Annotated in this window: 17 protein-coding genes; all 17 read right to left on the bottom strand. The window is 42.9% G+C overall.

The features are described from left to right. Positions 1 to 96 precede the first annotated feature (96 nt). The gene (locus EXN75_RS11820; protein ID WP_134843976.1) at positions 97 to 294 is read right to left on the bottom strand and encodes a hypothetical protein; all 198 of its coding nucleotides are present in this window, start codon (positions 292 to 294) and stop codon (positions 97 to 99) included. 201 nt (positions 295 to 495) lie between these two features. Next, on the bottom strand, positions 496 to 1,218 hold the full coding sequence (locus EXN75_RS11825) for a hypothetical protein (protein ID WP_134843977.1): 723 nt from the start codon (positions 1,216 to 1,218) through the stop codon (positions 496 to 498). A gap of 62 nt (positions 1,219 to 1,280) precedes the next feature. Next, positions 1,281 to 2,645, bottom strand: coding sequence for a C10 family peptidase (locus tag EXN75_RS11830; RefSeq protein ID WP_223176159.1), 1,365 nt, complete (start codon positions 2,643 to 2,645; stop codon positions 1,281 to 1,283). Positions 2,646 to 2,702: 57 nt separating this feature from the next. Then, positions 2,703 to 3,062 (bottom strand): hypothetical protein, encoded by a 360-nt coding sequence (locus tag EXN75_RS11835; RefSeq protein WP_134843979.1) that lies wholly within the window; start codon positions 3,060 to 3,062, stop codon positions 2,703 to 2,705. A gap of 179 nt (positions 3,063 to 3,241) precedes the next feature. Beyond that, entirely contained in the window at positions 3,242 to 4,828 is a 1,587-nt protein-coding gene (locus EXN75_RS11840) for a hypothetical protein (protein WP_134843980.1), read from the bottom strand. 308 nt (positions 4,829 to 5,136) lie between these two features. After that, positions 5,137 to 5,352, bottom strand: a complete 216-nt coding sequence (locus EXN75_RS11845; protein ID WP_238405813.1) for a hypothetical protein — start codon at positions 5,350 to 5,352, stop codon at positions 5,137 to 5,139. Positions 5,353 to 5,690: 338 nt separating this feature from the next. Next, the gene (locus tag EXN75_RS18675) at positions 5,691 to 5,816 is read right to left on the bottom strand and encodes a DUF6734 family protein (protein WP_408005961.1); all 126 of its coding nucleotides are present in this window, start codon (positions 5,814 to 5,816) and stop codon (positions 5,691 to 5,693) included. Between the two features lie 564 nt (positions 5,817 to 6,380). Next, the gene (locus EXN75_RS17730) at positions 6,381 to 6,629 is read right to left on the bottom strand and encodes a hypothetical protein (RefSeq protein WP_167639508.1); all 249 of its coding nucleotides are present in this window, start codon (positions 6,627 to 6,629) and stop codon (positions 6,381 to 6,383) included. 157 nt (positions 6,630 to 6,786) lie between these two features. Continuing rightward, on the bottom strand, positions 6,787 to 8,304 hold the full coding sequence (locus tag EXN75_RS11850; RefSeq protein WP_281279468.1) for a PepSY domain-containing protein: 1,518 nt from the start codon (positions 8,302 to 8,304) through the stop codon (positions 6,787 to 6,789). Beyond that, positions 8,276 to 9,151: a hypothetical protein gene (locus tag EXN75_RS11855; RefSeq protein ID WP_008822862.1), complete on the bottom strand. Its 876-nt coding sequence runs from the start codon at positions 9,149 to 9,151 to the stop codon at positions 8,276 to 8,278. Before EXN75_RS11855 ends, EXN75_RS11850 begins: the two co-directional genes overlap by 29 nt. Further along, positions 9,144 to 10,007, bottom strand: a complete 864-nt coding sequence (locus tag EXN75_RS11860) for a hypothetical protein (protein ID WP_134843982.1) — start codon at positions 10,005 to 10,007, stop codon at positions 9,144 to 9,146. Before EXN75_RS11860 ends, EXN75_RS11855 begins: the two co-directional genes overlap by 8 nt. Positions 10,008 to 10,037: 30 nt before the next feature. Then, a complete protein-coding gene (locus EXN75_RS11865; RefSeq protein WP_342776615.1) occupies positions 10,038 to 10,988 on the bottom strand; it encodes an HmuY family protein in 951 nt (316 codons plus the stop codon). Further along, positions 10,985 to 13,339, bottom strand: a complete 2,355-nt coding sequence (locus tag EXN75_RS11870) for a TonB-dependent receptor (RefSeq protein WP_134843983.1) — start codon at positions 13,337 to 13,339, stop codon at positions 10,985 to 10,987. Before EXN75_RS11870 ends, EXN75_RS11865 begins: the two co-directional genes overlap by 4 nt. 152 nt (positions 13,340 to 13,491) lie before the next feature. Continuing rightward, entirely contained in the window at positions 13,492 to 14,088 is a 597-nt protein-coding gene (locus tag EXN75_RS11875; protein WP_134843998.1) for a DUF4903 domain-containing protein, read from the bottom strand. Positions 14,089 to 14,161: 73 nt separating this feature from the next. Further along, positions 14,162 to 14,653, bottom strand: coding sequence for a calycin-like domain-containing protein (locus tag EXN75_RS11880; protein WP_134843984.1), 492 nt, complete (start codon positions 14,651 to 14,653; stop codon positions 14,162 to 14,164). Between the two features lie 41 nt (positions 14,654 to 14,694). After that, positions 14,695 to 16,128: a leucine-rich repeat domain-containing protein gene (locus tag EXN75_RS11885; protein ID WP_134843985.1), complete on the bottom strand. Its 1,434-nt coding sequence runs from the start codon at positions 16,126 to 16,128 to the stop codon at positions 14,695 to 14,697. Positions 16,129 to 16,327: 199 nt separating this feature from the next. Further along, positions 16,328 to 18,841, bottom strand: a complete 2,514-nt coding sequence (locus EXN75_RS11890) for an outer membrane beta-barrel protein (protein ID WP_134843986.1) — start codon at positions 18,839 to 18,841, stop codon at positions 16,328 to 16,330. Positions 18,842 to 19,182 lie beyond the last annotated feature (341 nt).

A 19,182-nucleotide genomic window follows, 5' to 3' on the forward strand; every position in this document is an offset into this window, starting at 1 on the left:
TGCGGTGGAGTATGCAAACAAAATGGTACGGCAAATCAAGGAATGGTGTTTCTTTTGATCGGTTAGCCTGCAACCGACAAAAAGAAGCACTTTTCCTCATGCCGTACTACTGAGACATGAAAGGGTGGCGTGCCACTGTTTCATGTCGTTTGGATTGTGCGATAAAAAATGGAACTGCGAGTTGTGGCTATAAAAGTCAGCCGTTGTCAGCACGGCAAACAAAGAAAAGTCCTTGGCAGTATAGTCTTGAAGCATTTCAAGGCATACTGCCAAGGATTTTTCTTGCCGTGCCATAGTCGGAGAAAGTTAGTCTGAGGTACGAGGACTGTCTTTCTGCGACGACGGCTGAGTCTTATAGTGGATATTCATAAGGAGAGAAAAGCAAACGAATAAAAATACGTATTTTCTGAATTTAATTCAATTATGTTGCTTATGTAGCAATTATTTTCAGACATAAACAATGCTATCGAGAAAGAAGTTCTATCATACGACCTTCTACTCTCTTTTTGGTAAAGTCTTGTGGACTTTATTTCCTATGAACACATGCGGAAAGTCAATGCCCGTTTCTATGTCTGTAAAACTTGCCGTTAAATAGGTTTGCGGTAGCATGTTTATGCTTGACATGTTTGACAGAAGGTATGCAACATTATCGTTTTTTAACTTAAAGGTATGTTCGAAGGTACTATTTTCTCCTTTTAAGTCGAAAGATAACATGGTTCCATTTTGAGATATATGGTATGTTCCTTTCATAATTGGTATGTCATTATATTTAAACTGCATGTCATTATAGCTAAAAGCGTAACATATGCTATCCTCACTTGCAACCAATACGAATAAGCTATTTGACCTTATATTGAGGTGGTTTCCTTCCTCCTCTTCAAAGTTCAACGTAAGAAATGGGAGAATCACATTTACCTCAATGCTACATGACTCGTTCGTGATTCTATCTCGTACGAAGATGTGAGTAGTACCTATTTCCTTGCCGATAAGAGTGATTTTCTGTTTGTCATTCTGAGCTGTAGAAATGTCCACTTTGTCGTTACCTTCAACAACAAAGTTTCCGCTTCCGCCAGTTATTATGAGGTTTGTCGTATCACCCAAGGATACCTCTGCATTATTTTCTATAGTCAGAGGCTGATACTCATTTTCTTTATTGCTCTTACATGCAAAGAAGCATAACGCAACTAAGATAACACCTAATATACTATATATTTTCATAATTTTATAATATATGATAAAGAGGGAGCGTCTTGTATAACGCACCCTCTTAGCTGGTTGTTTTATTTCTTTCTTACATTAGGATAGAGTTTCAAATCCTGGTTGTAATGTCCGTTGAACGAAGTTTCAAAATCCAGATTGGTGGTGTTTCTATCCACCATATAGTACCCATCCTCGCTGCCGCTCCATCCAAAATTCGCATGGATGTATGTGTCGTTTTGCTTTACAATGATACGGGTGGTCGTTGTTCTTCTGCGGATTTGATAACCGTCAAGAATCCAGCAATGTCTTCCTCCGACACTAGAACTTCTTGTGCCCGCTTCATATGCTCCTGTAATAATTACGGGATACAATTTGTCAAGCGATTCTATAATTCGTCCCGCATCCATAGAATATCCAGCCCACTTTCTTCCGGAATCAAAAGTGATGCCAAGTCCGCTAAGGTAGCTTGAGGCATTGCTTATTTTTGCACCACCCTCTCCATTATTCCATGTTGTTTGAATTCCGTGAGCAACATGGTAAAATAAATTTGAAATCTGTGTTTTTAAAGATTCACTTCCATAATTACTAATTTCCGAGGATGCCTTCAGTGCACTCCAATTAAGCGAAATACCATTGACAGTAGATAAACATTCGTAAAATGCAACTATCTGAGCAATAGCAACAGCGGTACATCCTACAGCGTTTTTCCCATAATATGGCCAATTTTGCATTTCGGATGCTGTTGTCTCGTCCATAAGATTGTTGTATGGCGCACACTGATTCCACTTTGTGGTGATAAGTGGTGTCACTTGCTTTAACAATGTGCCCTGAGGATTGGACGTAGCAACCGATCGAGTAATACCCTTTTGAACTTCGATACGGTCTTTTACCCCCTCAAAAGTAAAACTACTGGTTCCAATCTTTGCAGATATTTTAGCTTTAGCACTTGCTCGCAAAGAATCTATAACAAAGTCTACAGCCTTCACTTTACTTATCAGCGAACGCTGAGCTTCTTTGAGCATCATAGCTGCACCTTTGTTGGTGAGGGTGTCATTGAGAGATCCATGCTCAACATATGCTATGACTCCAGGGACTCTTTCGTCTCCAGAAACGATAGCATAACCAGCATCGTCACCTTCGTTTAGACTTACCTCATAGAGAGGAATCTGTTTTCCGTTACTATAAGAGGAGAGGGAAAACTTCTTCACAATTGTCGGATTGGCAGCGATAGCTCTAGTGGAATTGCCTGTTGTAGAGAATTTGCTTACCATATCAACAATCTCATCTTGTGTCATCTCTAGTTGAGAATCTGGTACAATACTTGCATACTCTTGTTGTGTGAGGAGAATGGAACTTTTGGCATCGTTGGCGATGTTGTCGTCAATATCAGAGCAAGAACTCATCATTCCAGCCACACAAAGAGCAACGATAAAAAATTTCTTCATTGTCATTGTTGTTTTAAAATTTATATTCAAAATAGTATATAGCTATATAACTCCTTATCAATGCGTAATATGGAATTTACCTTTATAAACCAAATTGCCCAAAACAATCATGATAGTATAATTGCCTATGGGCAAATCTTCTGTTTCAAGAATACTATATGTGCGTCCTTCTACAATACCATTTGTATTTGATAAAGGAACTCCATACTCATCAGAGATGTAAATTGCGTACTCTCCAGAATAACGACTTATTTCTACAGTAACATATGCAGACTCTTGGTCAACCATTACTGAAGGAATAGCACTGCGTGCACCACCATGTTGCCGCATCCCATCCATATGGGTCTTTATGCCCTTTGCTGTAGAGGGCAATGTTGTTAGTAACAACAATAATGTAAAAATGATAATTTTCTTCATACTGATTTCGTTTGTTATTAATTTCGGTGCAAAGTTACGTCAATTCCAAACACTCAGCAAAGAAGTTGGGTCTAATTCTTTAATTTTGCAACATTTTTGTTATGTACTGATAGTCAACGTATTACATACCACCCCCCCCAGAAAAATGGAGGTCTAAATTTGAAGTTTTGCTACTGATTTTAGTAGTTTTCCATGAATTCTCGTAGAGATTTTTGTTCTTTTTCTATGCCTACTTTTGCCTTGTAGAGAAATAGTTTCTGCTTAATTGCTTTCTCGCTGATACCATAGATTAGTGCAAGTGCCTTCTGTGGCATTTTAAGACGGAGCAGCATCATCAGTCGTAGGTCTTTCTTCGTCAATCCCGAGAACTGCGCTCTTAATCTTGACACAAAGAGATTCTCGACACTATCTAAAAACACTTCTATTTCATTCCAATCATCTTCTGATATGAGTATATGCTTCTCTGTCTCGTTTCTCATGGACTCGATCTTTTCCATTATATCAATTTTCTTTAGAAGAAAATTCCTCATAGTGCAAATTTGAATATCTCGGTGAGAGAGTTCTTGCGCATGGAGCTGTTCTGCCATTGTAGCCTTTTGTTTTGCTTGCTTCTTATTGGTATTATATATGTAGAGTACAAAAATGATAACAATTAGTGCCAGTACAACCGTCAATACTGTTGCAGCTTTTTGCGATGTAATCTCACCTTGCAATCTTGCTTCTTCCTTTTCTTTTTGCAGAACAGAGACATAATAGTCATTTTTGACTTGCATGGTTGTACAGTACATTTTGTCTAAATAGTAGTTTGACGAGTCAAGGCAAACAATAGCCGGTTGTATTTGTCCTTCTCTTATTGCCGCCTTACATCTGATATAATAAATAAGGTATCGGCTAGCATGAGAATCTTTACTGACCTTTGCAAGAATATCTTTTGCCTGTAGCGTTGAATCAACATCACAATATGCATCTGCTAGGGCAAGGGCGTTCGAAGTATCAAACATCGATTTCCTATATAAATAGGCTTCCTTTGCACAAGTAAGTGCCTTTCGGTACATTCCTACATCATGAAATAACCGCGACATATCTTGATAGACATCAGCTAAAACCAGGGAGTCTCCCAATTCTTTAGCCAAATTCAAAGCTATTTTACATTCTTTCAGGGCTATAGCAGAGCTATCAGCAAACTCAAGTGCCTCACATAAGTTCAACCTGAAGTAAATCTTATTGGCAAGTGATGCCGTCGTATCTCTTTCATATTTGTCAATAGCCATTCTTGCATGAAGCAAAGCTTGTTTGGCATCCGTCATCTTCTCTACTTTAGAAAGTTTTTCCAAAGCAAGGCATTCCGTAAGGATGTCGTCTATCTTTTCTGACGCTTTATATGAGCGATCTAGACAACGGATGGCAAACTCCGTGCTATCATTTAGCATATAGTATTTGCCCATATAGTATTGGCATTTTGCATAAAGGGAATCTTCGGGATGCTTTTCATACCAGTTGTATCCAATGCGAATTAGCGAATCTTCGTCCACATCCAACCCCGACTTATCTTGTGCCATTGTGTACACAACAGCGTACTTTGCCTGTTCAGACTTGCCCAGTTCACTGAACTGCATGTTGTTCAGGAGTGCGAGGGCACTATCCGGGTGTTCTCCTGCCAGTAGCAATGCTTGTGCTATCGTGGTATTAGGCTTGTGTTGGCAAGACGACATAAACACCAAAACCACAATAATCAATGAACTGATGTGAATATAAAAATTTTTCATGACTTAATTCTTTTATGTTTTTTGCCTGCAAAAATACAAATTTTCCGAGAAATACGACCAGAAATAAGGTCTAAATTGCCAATCTATAATCATAGCGATTATCTTGTTGATACACAGCAGATTATTTGTATTTAACTGCTTTTTACAAGTCTAAATTTTAGTTTCGGTAAACACAAAAGTGACTTTTATGCCTGCGATTAGTGAAAAATATGCGGTTAAGGTCGCCTCTTACCAACAAAAGATATTTTTGTCATCTCAAAAGAAATTTTCAGTGCAAAAAACTACCTTAGTACTGAGCGCTCCGGTTTTCAGATTGATGAACAGCATTCGCCCATGAGCAGGTTGATGTGACTGATGTTGCGTTTCAGCGAAAGCAGCGATTGCTTGTCCCAGTTTACATACCATGCAGCTCTGATTCCCATGCGCGGATCGTTCCACTCTCTGAGATATTTCTCGGTAAGCAGGCTACCATTTCCTGTAAAGCGGGTCTTTCTGGCCGATGCCTCGGCATAGGCGTTGTGCATATTCTTCTCGTGAAAGAAGCGGCGAAAGGATGAGAACATGCAAACCAAACAGAACATTCAAAAAACAGGAACCCTTGCCACATAAGTTTGAATGGATTGAAATGGAAATAGCAAAGAATAGAGAATAATATGGTTTAATAAAAACAGATTTACCAAGCAAAAAATCGGTGATAAAAAATCTTAAAACATTCTTTATCCCCGATTAAATATCGTACCTTTGCAACCGAAAGAGTTCTTTGGATGGTTATGCAAATCACAGCAGGATGCAACATTCTGTTTATTTCTAATTCGTAACCTCTTCTTTTTATGAGATAAAAACTTATCTCATTCTCAATCACTTATAAAAAATACGTACTTTCGCCTTCAGAAAGCACCATCTCATATAGTAAAACTTGTTCAAAGAATATATTGAAATTAGTTCCCTGCAGCTTATTTACCATTTTGATATTTTTATCTACAAAAATACGGTTCTAACGTGACTTTTGTCTATTGGTCTTTAGTGTTATCTTTCAAATTCATATTTACATTTTGCACATGAGAATAAAATTAAACTATCATGGTTGAACACAAACGTTATTAAAACAAAAACTGCGATTAGAAAATCCTCACTTTGGGCTGGAATCCTAATCGCAGTGTAGAACATGTATATAATAATACAGTTCTGAGTTCTACTGTGTTTTATTGATAGTTTCATAAGATAGGCTTCACCTCGGCAATTGAAGCAAGCTTCATTGCTCTCGATTTGCACTATCATTGATAACATTGCACGGAACTTGCCCGTGCAAACTTTAAAAGTTAGTTCTCGCATAACCAAGACAGCACAAAGGCAACGCTTACCCTTGGCATTGCATACAGAATTATGAAAAGTCGGATTTGTCTGCCCTTTGTTCCTGAATAGATGACACATTAAATGTCCTTGTTTATGTAATGCTTATGTCAGCTCTTACTCGTAGCCCTTGTTCTGCTTCAGCTTTTTGTTCAGATCCAGACATCTTTGCAGTATGGAGGTTGTACCACGTACTCGCACACTATTGAGCATAGCTCATACAATCCAGACCGTTGGATGTCACATTGACACCAGCAGCCTGACCACTCAACACGTCAAGGGCATTGTTGGCCGCACCCTTGTTGGAATGATTTCCAACTATTTTTATAATATTACTTCCATTGTCAATGGAGTCTTTCCGTTCTGCAGGAACTTGCTTTTGTGCATGAGCCAAAGAACTGCAAAAGAGTGCAATGAGAAGTAATGTAAAGTCTTTTTTTCTCTTTGCCATTTTCAATTTCTATTACTTTGGTTATGGATGATTTCCGATAAGCAAAGATAAGGTGCAATACATTAAAAAACGTATATAAACTCCAATATTTATGTATTTTTACCTCGCCACCATCAGTTTGTTTTCGCATTTAATGGGAATTGGATTTTGTGCAATGTTATTTCTTTTTTAACCTAATTTTATAGCCCGACCACAAGCACCAAAACGCAAGAATGCCCATAACAAAGATGAATATGTATGTGGCTATCGTTCCAATGAAAATTCTGCCACTATGCACCTCTAATGCCACATTCCAAAGCGACATCGGAAGTTGGTTCATGCTCGAAGGTTGAGGGGCAAAGTTTGTTCCCTCGTAATATTCCGCTACGACAGGGGTGGAAAAGTCTTGGCTCATACCTGCGACAGCTTTCTTTCCGAATGGTGCTCCTGTTTCATTCGGTGCAGGTTTGTTCGTAAAGTAATCGGTAGCAGTTCCTTGTCGTCTGTCCCAAACAAACAAGCCGCTAAATGAACCGCAAAGCCATCTACCATTTGCATCTTTCTGTAATACATTCAATCCCATCACGCTGACAGGTGGAACAGAAGTAATAACTTTCACTGTAGCATTTTTGATGTTCAATGAATAGAATCCTTCCGATGAGGATAACAGCCAATCATGGCAGCTCTCATCATAACGAATTATGCGGAGCTTGTCGTTCCAAGGATTCTTGCTTCTGAGTGTTGTGCCTGGGATAGACGGAATCTTGCTTAACACTAATGCTATCATCACAGGAGGGCGGAGACACCAACCCGTCAGTGCAATCAAGAGCGCAAGTATGATAGTATATCGCCCGATTCTGTCATGCAGATGAAGCGAGGTTTGCAGTAATGCCTTTCGCTTCGGTCTCAGCCAAAAGACGATACCCGTAATATAGAGAACCACAAGAATAATGGCTATGGCATCAACCACAATCTTTCCTGTTATTCCGAAAAGTTCTCCACTATGGAGTAGCCAAACGGTACGAAAGGCAGTTACTTTGCCGTCATAATCCTTTGGCGCATGAAGTTGAATGCGCTTAAAAGTCTTATAAGGGGGAAGCGAGGTATAGACAAAGGAACGACTGAGCACTACAAGGGTGTCGCCATGCGAAGCGATGTCCGTAAATTTCTCCTCATCCTCCAGTGACATATTCACCTCATGCCATTTGTTATGCACTCCATAGCGATAAAGCCCGAAAGGTGAGACAGCAAATATCCTTCCATTATCAAGCCTTATGACATTTTTGATTTGACGATAGTCTGCACCTTCTGGCAACCCCTCATTAAAATCCTTGAAATAGGAAGCCTTGGAGTCGGTAAGCCAGATGCCACCATTGCCATAAAGCAACAGTTGGCGACAAGAATCCACATTCCTCATGGAATCTACCATTAAATCCTTGCCAATGTCAAGCGTGCCTCGTAGCAATCTACCGTTCCAATTCCGAAACACATAACGACTTGGCAGGTACTTCCTGCTCACGTTCACCTCCTTGATGAGTGAACGATGATTGAGCAGGATGCCTGACACGCAGAACATCAGCATGAAGAAGCTCAAGCCGATACCAAGCCATTTATGTTGTTTTCTCCAAGTTCCTTTCTTCATTGATTTCCTTATCTGATTATCTATCTTATTTCTTTTCTTTCTTCGCCCTTGCATCCTTGACAATCTTTCCTGCCAAGAAACAAAGTTCTATCACCATTACCACCCAATGCCAAGGATATTCGCTCGGATGTGCAATGAGCTTCCCGATGATGCCCGTGCGATTAAATGCCTCTACCGCTATCCAGAACACGATGACCGTTGCCGTACCCATTCTGATGTTTGCTCCCCACGATTGCAAGTGGAGTTGCTTGCGAAATACGTATGGGGCGGAAAGCAAGGCACCGAAGGCTACACCGAAGGTGACTGGACTCTCACGACCAAACAATTGAGGATCGTAGAGGTTCATCAGCAGGAGATAGCAAGTCCAGAGCATTGTGTTGATTTCCATGAAGGTAACAATGCTGGTGTGGCGTGTCATCGGGCGAGCGGCGATGAGTCGCTTGTTCTTCCCCAAGAAGAGCGTCTGCCACCAGTTGAGGAAGTTGCAGGCATTTCGGGAACAGAAGATGTAGAGCAACATCACCATTGCCCACAAGCCAAAGGTGGCAGGGAGCAGAAGATATTCAGGGCGGCTCAACACTTCTCCTGTCACTGGGTCAATCTCAGCATGTGTGCCCCAACGATGGGCATAATACATGAAGAGGAAATCCACCCAACCCGTCCAGTAGAACATGCCACCGATAAGTCCGAGCAAGGTTTGGCGAGTCTGTCCCTTGACGAAAACACCGACCACCACCATCACCAAGCCCACGAATCCCACAGCCATGCCAGCACCCAACAGTTGCGTGCCGTCGTAGTTGTCCTTCAATACTCGTGCCACCAAGTGAACCATGGGCATGCTTCCCAATATCACGCCCATCGACACGATGGATTTCCACCAATATAGTTTCTTGTTACTCATGGCTTTTCTTCTTGTGAGCTGCAAACATGATATAGACGAGCAATGCCACGAATGCCACGAGGATGCAAATCATCTGGGTAGTATACTTCTCCGGCTCAATCCAAATCTCCTTGAAAAAGTCCAAACGACCGAGCACTTCCACAGGTACCCAGAACACGACAACCGTTGCGATAGCCATACGGATGTTTGCTCCCCATGTGCTCAAACGCAACTGCTTTCGGAAGATGAAGAAACTGCCAATGAGGCAAGCCGCTGCCACGATGGAGGTGACAGGATGATGGTCGCCGAGGAAGTTCTTGTCGTAGCAGAACATCAACAGGAGATAGCTTGTCCACAAAATCATGTTCAGTTCCATGAAAGTAACGATACTTGTATGATGTGTCATCGGACGGGCGGCAATCTTATTCTTGCTGGAACGGAAAAGAACACGCTGCCACCAGTTGATGAAGTTACATCCGTTCTTGGTTGAGAAGATGTAGAGCACCATAATCATCATCCACATGCCGAAGGTGGCAGGGAGGATGAGGTATTCAGGGCGAGTCACAACTTCACCATTCTCCATCTCCGGCTGTGTACCCCAGCGGGTAGCATAGTACTGGAACAGGAATTCTATCCAACCGGTCCAGAAAAGCAGACCTCCGAAAAGTCCCCAAAGAGTCTGTTTGGTGTCTCCCTTTACGAAGACACCGATTACTACCATGATAAGACCTGCCAACCCAATGAAGAAGGCTGAGTAATGCACAGCTTCAGGAGTCATCGTCTTATCCATTATCATCATCAGCGCATGTCCCAACGGCATGGTAAAGAGTACCACGAGGAACGAAGCGATGGATTTCCACCAATTCAATTGTTTCATAATGTTTAATGTTTATTGTTTGATATTGAATTACTTTAATTCATCTAAGTAATAACTGATTCTTCCTCCCTCATCACCTATCTGCACATTGGCATCATACCAGGAGATAATCTGGAGTTTGTAATATCTCTCGCCATCCCACGAACGGATTACGTAGGTATGGAAAGAAGGAGTATATACTGGAGGTGGACCAGAGAAACTCATTGCCTTTTCGAGCACCGGATTGCCGCTTACCAACTGCTTGGCAGGTCCGTTGTTCGGGTCGAACCAAGGGTTCTCGTTCATATCCAGTTTGTTGGCGATGCAATACTTGTTCCAGTCGTTCTGCGACATGGTGACATAGACGCTTGCTGAATCATCCACGGCGAAGGTCATATTGTGTTCTGCCAGATAAGCATCTACCTGCGCCTTGCTCGTCCACTTGTCATATTCGCCATAGCCCAGGTCGGCAGCACCGCCCTTGCCTGGTCCGCTTGTTCCGCTGTTGGTGCGGAGCTGATAACCATTGAAGGCGAGGTCCCACTCCGTAGCAGGATAAGCCATCGTGTTGGGGTCATCCTCCTTGTTCTCCATCACTAAGATGCTGTTGGCTTGTCTCTTCACCGTCTTATAGGTTAACTTGCCTGTAGCTTGATTCTTGGTAAAGATGGTATCGCCGTTTGCATCACGCTCTACATCCTCGAAGATGTTCTTCTGTACGCCCTCGCTCCAATACTTTACGAGTTTGGCAGTACCTTTATAATGGAAATATTCCTCTATCGGCTTGCCGTCAATAAAGGCGATGACACTCTGGTTAGGGTTCAGCACATTATAGCGATGTCCCGTCTTCAGGTCAAAATAGAGCCAGTCGTTGGTAACACCCGTGCTATAACCTGTTTTTCGGGGCAAGGTATGACCTGTGAAGTCCTCAGCCTCATAAGATACGCAGCTCGTCATTGCGGCTGCCACACCTATTATATATAGTAATGCTTTCTTCATCATTTCTTCTTTCTAAATGCTTTTACCAATTCATCTACCAACACTTCCACCTGCACATGCGCCTTGGCTCCTGCCGTGGCTGGCACGTTAAACATGGTGATGCCCGAACCCAGGGTCTTTGGCACGTAATTAAAGATGTTATCCATACCCACGGTTACCTTTACCTTATTATAGAAGGTCTGAATCACCGACAGATTGCACAATACATACTGTGGCAATTGGCAGCGGAAGTAGGCATCGTGGCTCTCACCGTTTACAGAGAGTCGGTCCTGCACATCAAACTTCTTCTCACCCATGTAGCTTGCCGAGAAGGTAGCGCCCAGTCGGTAGTTCTTCTTGTTGTACTTATAGTCGAGGCTCGCCGTAGCAGCATGAGGCGAAGTAGTGTTCACCTGGATGCCATCTGTCTTGCTCACGTTCACGTAGCTGTAGGTGGCATTCATCGTGAAATGATCCAGGAAGTGCCAGCGCATGATGGCCTCCAGTCCGATGAGGTTCTGCTTCGACAGATTAGTATATTCAAAGTTATACTGCATGTCGTAGATGCGCCATACACCCTCAATCTTCTTGCGGAAGAAGTTGCCATACACATTGCCCGAGAGGAAGAAGTGGTCGTCGCTATACTCCGTGCCAACGCTCACATAGTTGTTCTTCTCAGGCTTCAGGTTCTCGTTACCCTTAATCATGAACATGCCGAGGTGGTCCCAGTTGAAGAACAGCTCCTTGATGCTTGGCGAACGATAGCCCATCGAATAGTTGGCTCTCCATGCCCAGTGATCCGAAGGACTCCACTTGAAGGCAATCTTAGGCATCGCCATCAGTCCGAAGGCACGGCTGAAGTTGGTTCTCACACCTGCCGAAACCATCCAGTGGTCGTTCATCGTCCACTCGTCCTGCAGGAAAGCCTCCGTTTCCTTCAGCGAACGGGTGCGCATGATATGGGAGGCATCGCCGTTGAATCGGTCGCTCGTCAGGTCATCGCTCAGGTGCTCGATACCGAGGATGAGGTCGTGACCCTCGAACTTCTGCGAGGTGATGGAGAGGCGAGGCTGGAAGATACGGCTCTTATACACTTTGGTACGCTCGTCGATGCGCTCGTGTCGCTTGAAGCGGTCGTAGAAGTCGCCATGAAGGGAGGCGGTAATCTTGAACCAATCCTTGAAGGAGTACTTAATCTTGGTTCCAGCCGTCCAGTCACGCGCCTGACTGAAGGTCATGTCCTGAATGAGGTCGTAGGTGTTCATATAGAACGCACTACCGTAGGCAAGAATCTCCAGGTTCTTGAAAGGGTCGTAGAATACCTTCTGCGATACCGAGATATGCTCCGTGCCCTCGATGCCCATTGGCGGACGGGAAGCCACGCTGGTAATGGTCACGTCGTGGTCGAGCCAAGGGTTAGCCTCCTTGGTATATACCTTCTTGTCGTTCTCCGCCTGGTACATGTAGAAGGCATCGCTCGAAGAATACCACACATCCGTCTGCGAAGTTACCTTGCCTGCATTGAATCCTGCCGACACCCAGCTCTGCAGGTTCGGACGGTCGGCGTTCTTCTCAAACATATACAGGAAATCCTTTTTTTCTGGATTCTTGTAGTTGGTCTCGTTCATCTGTCCCCAGCGCACACCAGCCTGAATATCGATAGGTTTGGTGGTTTTCTTGGTGATGAGGTTGATGACAGCACCCGATGCACGGCTTCCATAGAGGGTACTGCTGGCACCTTTCACGATTTCGATGCGGTCGATGGCATGGAGGTTGAAACGCTCATAGTCGAGGTTACCCGCCATGTCGCCCGTCAATCGCTCACCATCCTGCAGGAAGAGCACGTGGCGGGCATCCAAGCCCTGCATGGAGATTTCGTTGCCGAAACCCACCTTCTGGATGTTCATACCCGGTGTCTCCTGTTGCAGCGCCTTGGTCAGGTCGGCATAGCCTGCATCTACCAGTTCCTTACCGCCGATCACCTGCGTGCTCACTGGCGACAGCTTGATTGGTCGGGCGGTGCGGGAACCTGTAACCACCACCTCGTTCACCTTCATCACGTCCTCGGTCATGAAGAGCTTGAGGGAGCTGTCGCTTCCGATGGTTCCATTCAGAGGGTTATAGCCCACGGATACCACCTGGTAATAACACTTGTCACTCTGAGGCACCGAGATGGTAGCCTCACCATCCATGTTGGTAACAACACGCTGTGGCGATTTCAATTTCTCGTTGTCGGCGTAGGTGATGACTGCACCGATGATAGGTTGCTCAGTGGCTTTGTCGAAGATACCGAACTTCACCTTTCGCTGTGCAGCGACAGGGAGGGCGAGTATCAGCAGCAAGCCGATGAGCATTACATTTCTAATTGTCTTCATTTATATTGTCATTCTATTTTTTCCAAATCCTTACACGATTTCAGCCTCGCTATGGCTTGTTTCTCTTCCCTTCATTTTTTACTTGCAAAAAGAAAGAGAGATATGTCTGGGCATACCCCTCTTTCTTTTCTATAGATGTAAGACACGGTTTCTTATTTGATTCCGTGCTCTTTCTTATACGCTTTCAAGTCTTCCTCGTACTTTGCCTTGTCGGCATCAAATGTTGCGAGACGTGACTTGTCAATAGTCTGCTTAAAACATTCGGAACGAACGTTCATCATGTTATAGTTTACGATGAACTGAATTTCGTGTGTTTTGGCATTGTAATAGCCTTGCACGCTACTACCTTTGGCACTTGATGCAGAACCGTCTGTATCTGTTCCCCACACAGAACCGTCTTCACCCTTAAACTTTATCCAACCATCACCTGTATATTCTTTCTGCTCCCAAGAGTTGAGAACCATGGTCTTGACATCACACTTAAAATTGATAATCATTCCCATGTTTCCGACCGTGAAGTCAAGCAAAGAAATGGTGAATGTTTGTGCGTCAGTCTTACTCCATTCAAACTTAAACTTTGTAGGACATCCCTCCGGTAAAAGGGTCTTGTTCACGCCATTCATCGTTGCATTTGTACTAAGAACGATCTCACCATTGAGATAGTTCGTTGCCTCTTTCACTAACTCAGTATTTGCATCTGCATCTGTTATTTCTTCATCGGAAGAACAAGATGCAAAAGACAAAGACATTGCAAATGCAAAAGCAAAGATGAATAAATGAGAAAAAACTTTCTTTGCTGTCATTTTGTAATTAATATACCTATTACAAATCACTTGCCCTATTACCCTCGAATGTAACTATGGCTGTAAAAGGAGCACTAGAATACTCAGCATTAACAGTCAATGTATAGATTAGTTTACCATTCTCTATAGAACCTGTGACATAAGCTGTATATGTAGCTGGGAAAACTCCCAAGATTTTAAGTTTTACAGCATTTGTGCAAGTTGCTGTGAATGCACTATTAGCAGAAGAAATTTCAATATTTTTCGCATCTACAGTAATTGTACCTGGCATCTTACCTACTTTGAACGCATCAATGTGAAAATTATATGTTCCATCACCATTGCTTGTAACAACAGTCTCGATAGGAGAAACTGGCGACTTGTCACCATTCATGTAAACCTTGGTTAGCGAACCTGTGTAAGAACCTTCAATGTCCTCTGCTGATTGAACACTTACACTCTGTGCATAAACACTTGACGAAGTTGCAACGAAACCAAGCAACATCATCATAATAAACATTAACTTTTTCATTTTACTTAAATTTTAATTAATAATGTAAACTTTATTGTAAATTAAATACTTCTCGACCATCTGAAAGCTCCATTTTTCCTATAGTCAAGCCATTCTTCATCAGTTAAGCTATCCTTGAATTTTTTGATGAAACTTATAGTACTTTCTTTTGCAAATACATCTTTTGAAACCAAGAAGCTAATTTGTTCATCTTCACCAATAGCTTTTTCAAAAAAATCTCCATGATTACCCAATACATACTCTAAATTAGGGTATGTAATTTGGCAATTAGGCAATTTTAAAAGAAAAAATTCCATAAAACCTTTAAATGAACTTAAATCTATAGATTTCAAATTAGGCAAGTTGCAGAGTTCCATCAGTAATGCCTTTCCCTTTATATTTTTACTGAAAGTAATTGACTCTAGATCTTCACTGTTGAACAAACACAAACCATTTGCAATCGTCTTGTCAAATTCTGTAATTTCTTGATTTCCAACAAGAGTATTAGACAAATCCAATTCTGAAACAGATTTAAAATCATCAAGGATGAACGACGCTAATCCTGTAGCTTTAGACAAATCTATGCCATTTACAAAGTTAACACCTTTTAATGATATAGACTTGATGTTGGCTCTTGGCATCAAATACCCGACATTAAATTCATTCACATGATCAAAACCTAAAGAAACAAAGAATGAATTATAATAAGGGTTGTTGATAAAATATTCAATACCAGAAATAGAAGCAATTTTATCAAGGTCTGCAAACTCATTTGCATAATGAAGAGTTATGCTTTCTCCTGTTTCATTCAGTCCCATAGGCTTGCTAATATCTATATGTGTATCATCAACAAACAATGAAGCAAACTTCATCTTCAAAAAAGTACGGAAATATGTATCAGGAATCTCTCTCAAAGTATTGTACTTCTCCAAAGAACCCTTATCATTTACCATTTGCATATCAACAGTCTTGTTCTCTGCCTCATTCTGGGTATAGAAAGGCATCAAATCCTCTACATTATACTTGCAAGAAGCAGGGAGATAAAGTTTTGTAAACTCATGAAGGATAGTAGCTTTCACCTCGTCATTCTCAACCTTGGCTGTTACCAAGCCATCGAAGTCGTAGATGGCATTGCCTTGCAAGTCAAGACCTGTAATCTGTGAAGGAAGTGAAGCGATATGGAAAACTGGACCATAGCCATTGCCGCTAAGGTTCAACTCTTTCAAATTAGGAAAAACAGAAAGTTCCTTCAAGGCAGCGGTATCAACCTTTGTGCCTGAAAGGTCGAGAGATGTGGTGCTGTTGGCCTTGTCGTCAAGGAGCATTTTGCCATTTTCATCAAACTGGTATCCCTTACCCTTGAGGATAGTCATCAACTCAGAGTTGCTTACAGCCACATTGCTGTAAGAAGGTGCATCGTCGTCACTGCTGCAAGAAGTGAAGCCGAGGCAGAGTGCTAGGGCAGCGAGACCGATAAAATTCTTAAAAATCTTCATTGTTTTATTATTCTTTTAAATGTTTATAATTAATCAAAAATATTACCCTTAATTTGAGGCTGCAAAGGTACATATTTATAAAATAATGTACAATACCTAAAAATAATGAAATTTGCAATAGTAATTTGTTATGATTTATAGGGTTTCTCATCTGTCTTGTTGAGAAATCATAACATATCTAAGATTTTCAATATGTTTTTCACAGTTGCTTATTCAGCCGATACTTAAAACTGATGATGAAGTAGCTGCCAATTTGTGAGGTACGGCTTTCCGTCAATCCTGTCGCCGTAACATTGCGATAATAGTTTTTCTTGTCGCTGAGAATATCTGACCAATAGAGCGAAAGCTCGGCTTGCTTCTTTTTGAGGAATCGCCAAGATGCCCCCAAGTTCCAAACCACTTGGTCGTCTTCGCCTTTTTTGATGTTGGTGCCGTTACGGAAAGAGTATGCAGCATCGCTCTTGACCAGGAAACCAAGAGGAAGCTCTGCATAGGTATTCAGCGAAAAGTTGTAACTTCGGGTATAGTTGGACGTACTACGAAGCTGGTTGGTGGCATGGCGGTAACGCCAATCGCCCTGCAAGTCGAAGCCTCCCCATTTCGGCTGATAACCCAAGCGAAGGTTGGCATTATACGACGTATTGTGGGTGACGCTACGGTCTGGCTCCTCGCTCTTTCCCTCATTCACAAGAGCTACACTTTGGGCAAAGCTGGCTCCTGTGCGAGCAGAGAGATTGAACCGCTTCTTCCATCGCTTCTGATAACGAAGACTGGCACGCATATTCCAGTTGCCATTCACATTCACAGGATAAGTCTCCGTGCCACCAGTGGCAAGGTTGTAAAAGACGGCTTGCGTCTGACTGTTATAGGTGTTGCTGAAATTAACATCGCCCGAAAGACCGAGGCGAGTGTTCCTTCCCATCAACCGAAAGTTCTGGCTATAAGCCGCTTTGAGCGAAGGATTGCCATGAGTAACGTGCAATGGGTCGCTATTGTCGGTCAGCGAAACCAAACTGCCAAGGTCTGGCTGTCGGCTGCTGCCATCATAATTCAGTTCGAAGCGAGTCTTGCCTTGATGCCATGACACATTCAACTGTGGGTTCCAATTCACGCTCGTCCTCACCGTATCGGCATAGAGCAGCCCAGTCTTCTGGTCAAGACTTCTCCGCTCTGGATGCATCTGCACACCCGTATTCACCTGCCATCGCTTGCCATTATAATTGAAATAAAGGCTGAGTTCGTGGGAATAAGTCCGACTCTGGGTATAGTTGCTCAAACTGTCTTGATATACTTCGCTCTCGTAAGTAATCCTGTCGCTCACCTGTCGGTTGGCAGAATAGCGATAACCGAGTTGCAGGCGCAAGTTCTCAGCCAAGGGTTGCGTCAAGTTGATGCCTACGGAATAGGCACGATTGGTGGAGGGGGAGTGCTGGTATTGGTTGCGATAAAGCACGGAATCGCCACCCAGACTGCTCTCCAACTGATAGTAAGTGGTCTCGGAAAGGGAATGTGACTCGTTGGTACTCTTGCTGTCGGAGTAACTACCCGTGAGGCTGATGCTCGTACCCTTGTCGTTGAACACTCGGGTGATGTCGGCATTGACGGAGAACGAATGGCTGTCGCTCTTCGAATCCGAGTTTCTCGTGATGCTGTTGATACGCTCATCGCCTTCTGAAGAGGTGGATTGCTGGCTGTCGCTGGTGTTGTAGCTCTTCGACTTGCTGAAGTTTCCACCTATATTAAAATAGGTCTTGTCATCCAAGCTCCATCTCATGCCCAACGAACCATTGCCCATCGTGTTGCGATTGGTGCTGGTGGATGCCGAGTTCTGGTAACGGTTGCCTGTGGTGAGATATTGCTCGCTATATAGGGTGCTCTCGTTGCCACTGGCATAATGGTTGTACATCATGTTGCCATAGAGGGTGAATCGCTTGGAGAACTTCTTGGCAAAGTTCATCGCCACGTTGTCCTGTCGGTTGTCGGGATAGCGGGAGGTCATGTTCTTGTTGCCACTTCGTGCTATCACGGAGATGTTATCGCCAGTCTGGCGGAAGAGGTTGGATATTAACTCGGCTTCCTTCTTTTCGTTGTTGCCCCTGCCTATGCCTGCCGAAGTAATCAGCGTGCCGTTGAACTCTCGCTTGGTCTGCAAGTCGAGCACATAGTTTTCGCCGCCCTTGCGCACCTTGGTGATTTTCTCCAGTTCGCTCCGCTTGTCATACACCTTGATTTTGCTCACCAACTTGGCTGGCAGGTTTTCGAGGGCGAGGGTGCTGTTGCCGCCAAAGAAACTCTCGCCATTGACATTGATTTCATGGATGGGAAGACCGTTGTAGGTCATCGTCTTGTTCTGCTTTTCGTATTCCAATCCAGGCACTCGCTTCAAGAGTTCTTCGAGATATGCTCCTTCTGGAGTCTGGAAAGCATTGGCATTGATAACCGTGGTATCGCCCTTCATCTCCACCTCCTTCATGGCAGCAGTAACCACCACTTCGCCGAGGTTGAGCGTCTTAAAGATGGTATCTTCTTTTTGCGTTTCCACAGAGTCGCCATCGCCCTCTGACAAGGCACGACTCTCCCTTACTGTATCACTCGACACAGCATAAGAGAAAGCCCTTCCGTCAGGAGAAAGGGAAGACGATGCCCATACATTTGCTATTGTTGAGAAGGACATGAGCAAAAGCACAGACACATAAGCATATCGTAGCCTCATCTTGGTTTGAATATTCAAAATCGGCTGCAAAGGTACGAAAATCGGTGTATATTTGCAATACCTTGAAGTAGGTAAAGTAATAAAAGACTTGCTAAGGATATCCATTAAAGAAAGTGAAAAAATGAGCAAAAATAATTGTATTTCAGAATTTCAATTTATCTTTGTACCTGTAATCAAAGCGTTCTTTGTATATTACAAGGTTGTGAAAGAAAAAGAATATAGCTCGTTTCTAAATCGTTAGCAGTTACACTTTTTAAAGTGCTTAACCCTCTGATATTCAATTAATAAAAGATTTTATTATGACTCGGGTATTTTTAACGATAAAAATCGAAACACGTCGA

Source organism: Segatella hominis (genome assembly GCF_004535825.1).
GTDB lineage: Bacteria > Bacteroidota > Bacteroidia > Bacteroidales > Bacteroidaceae > Prevotella > Prevotella hominis.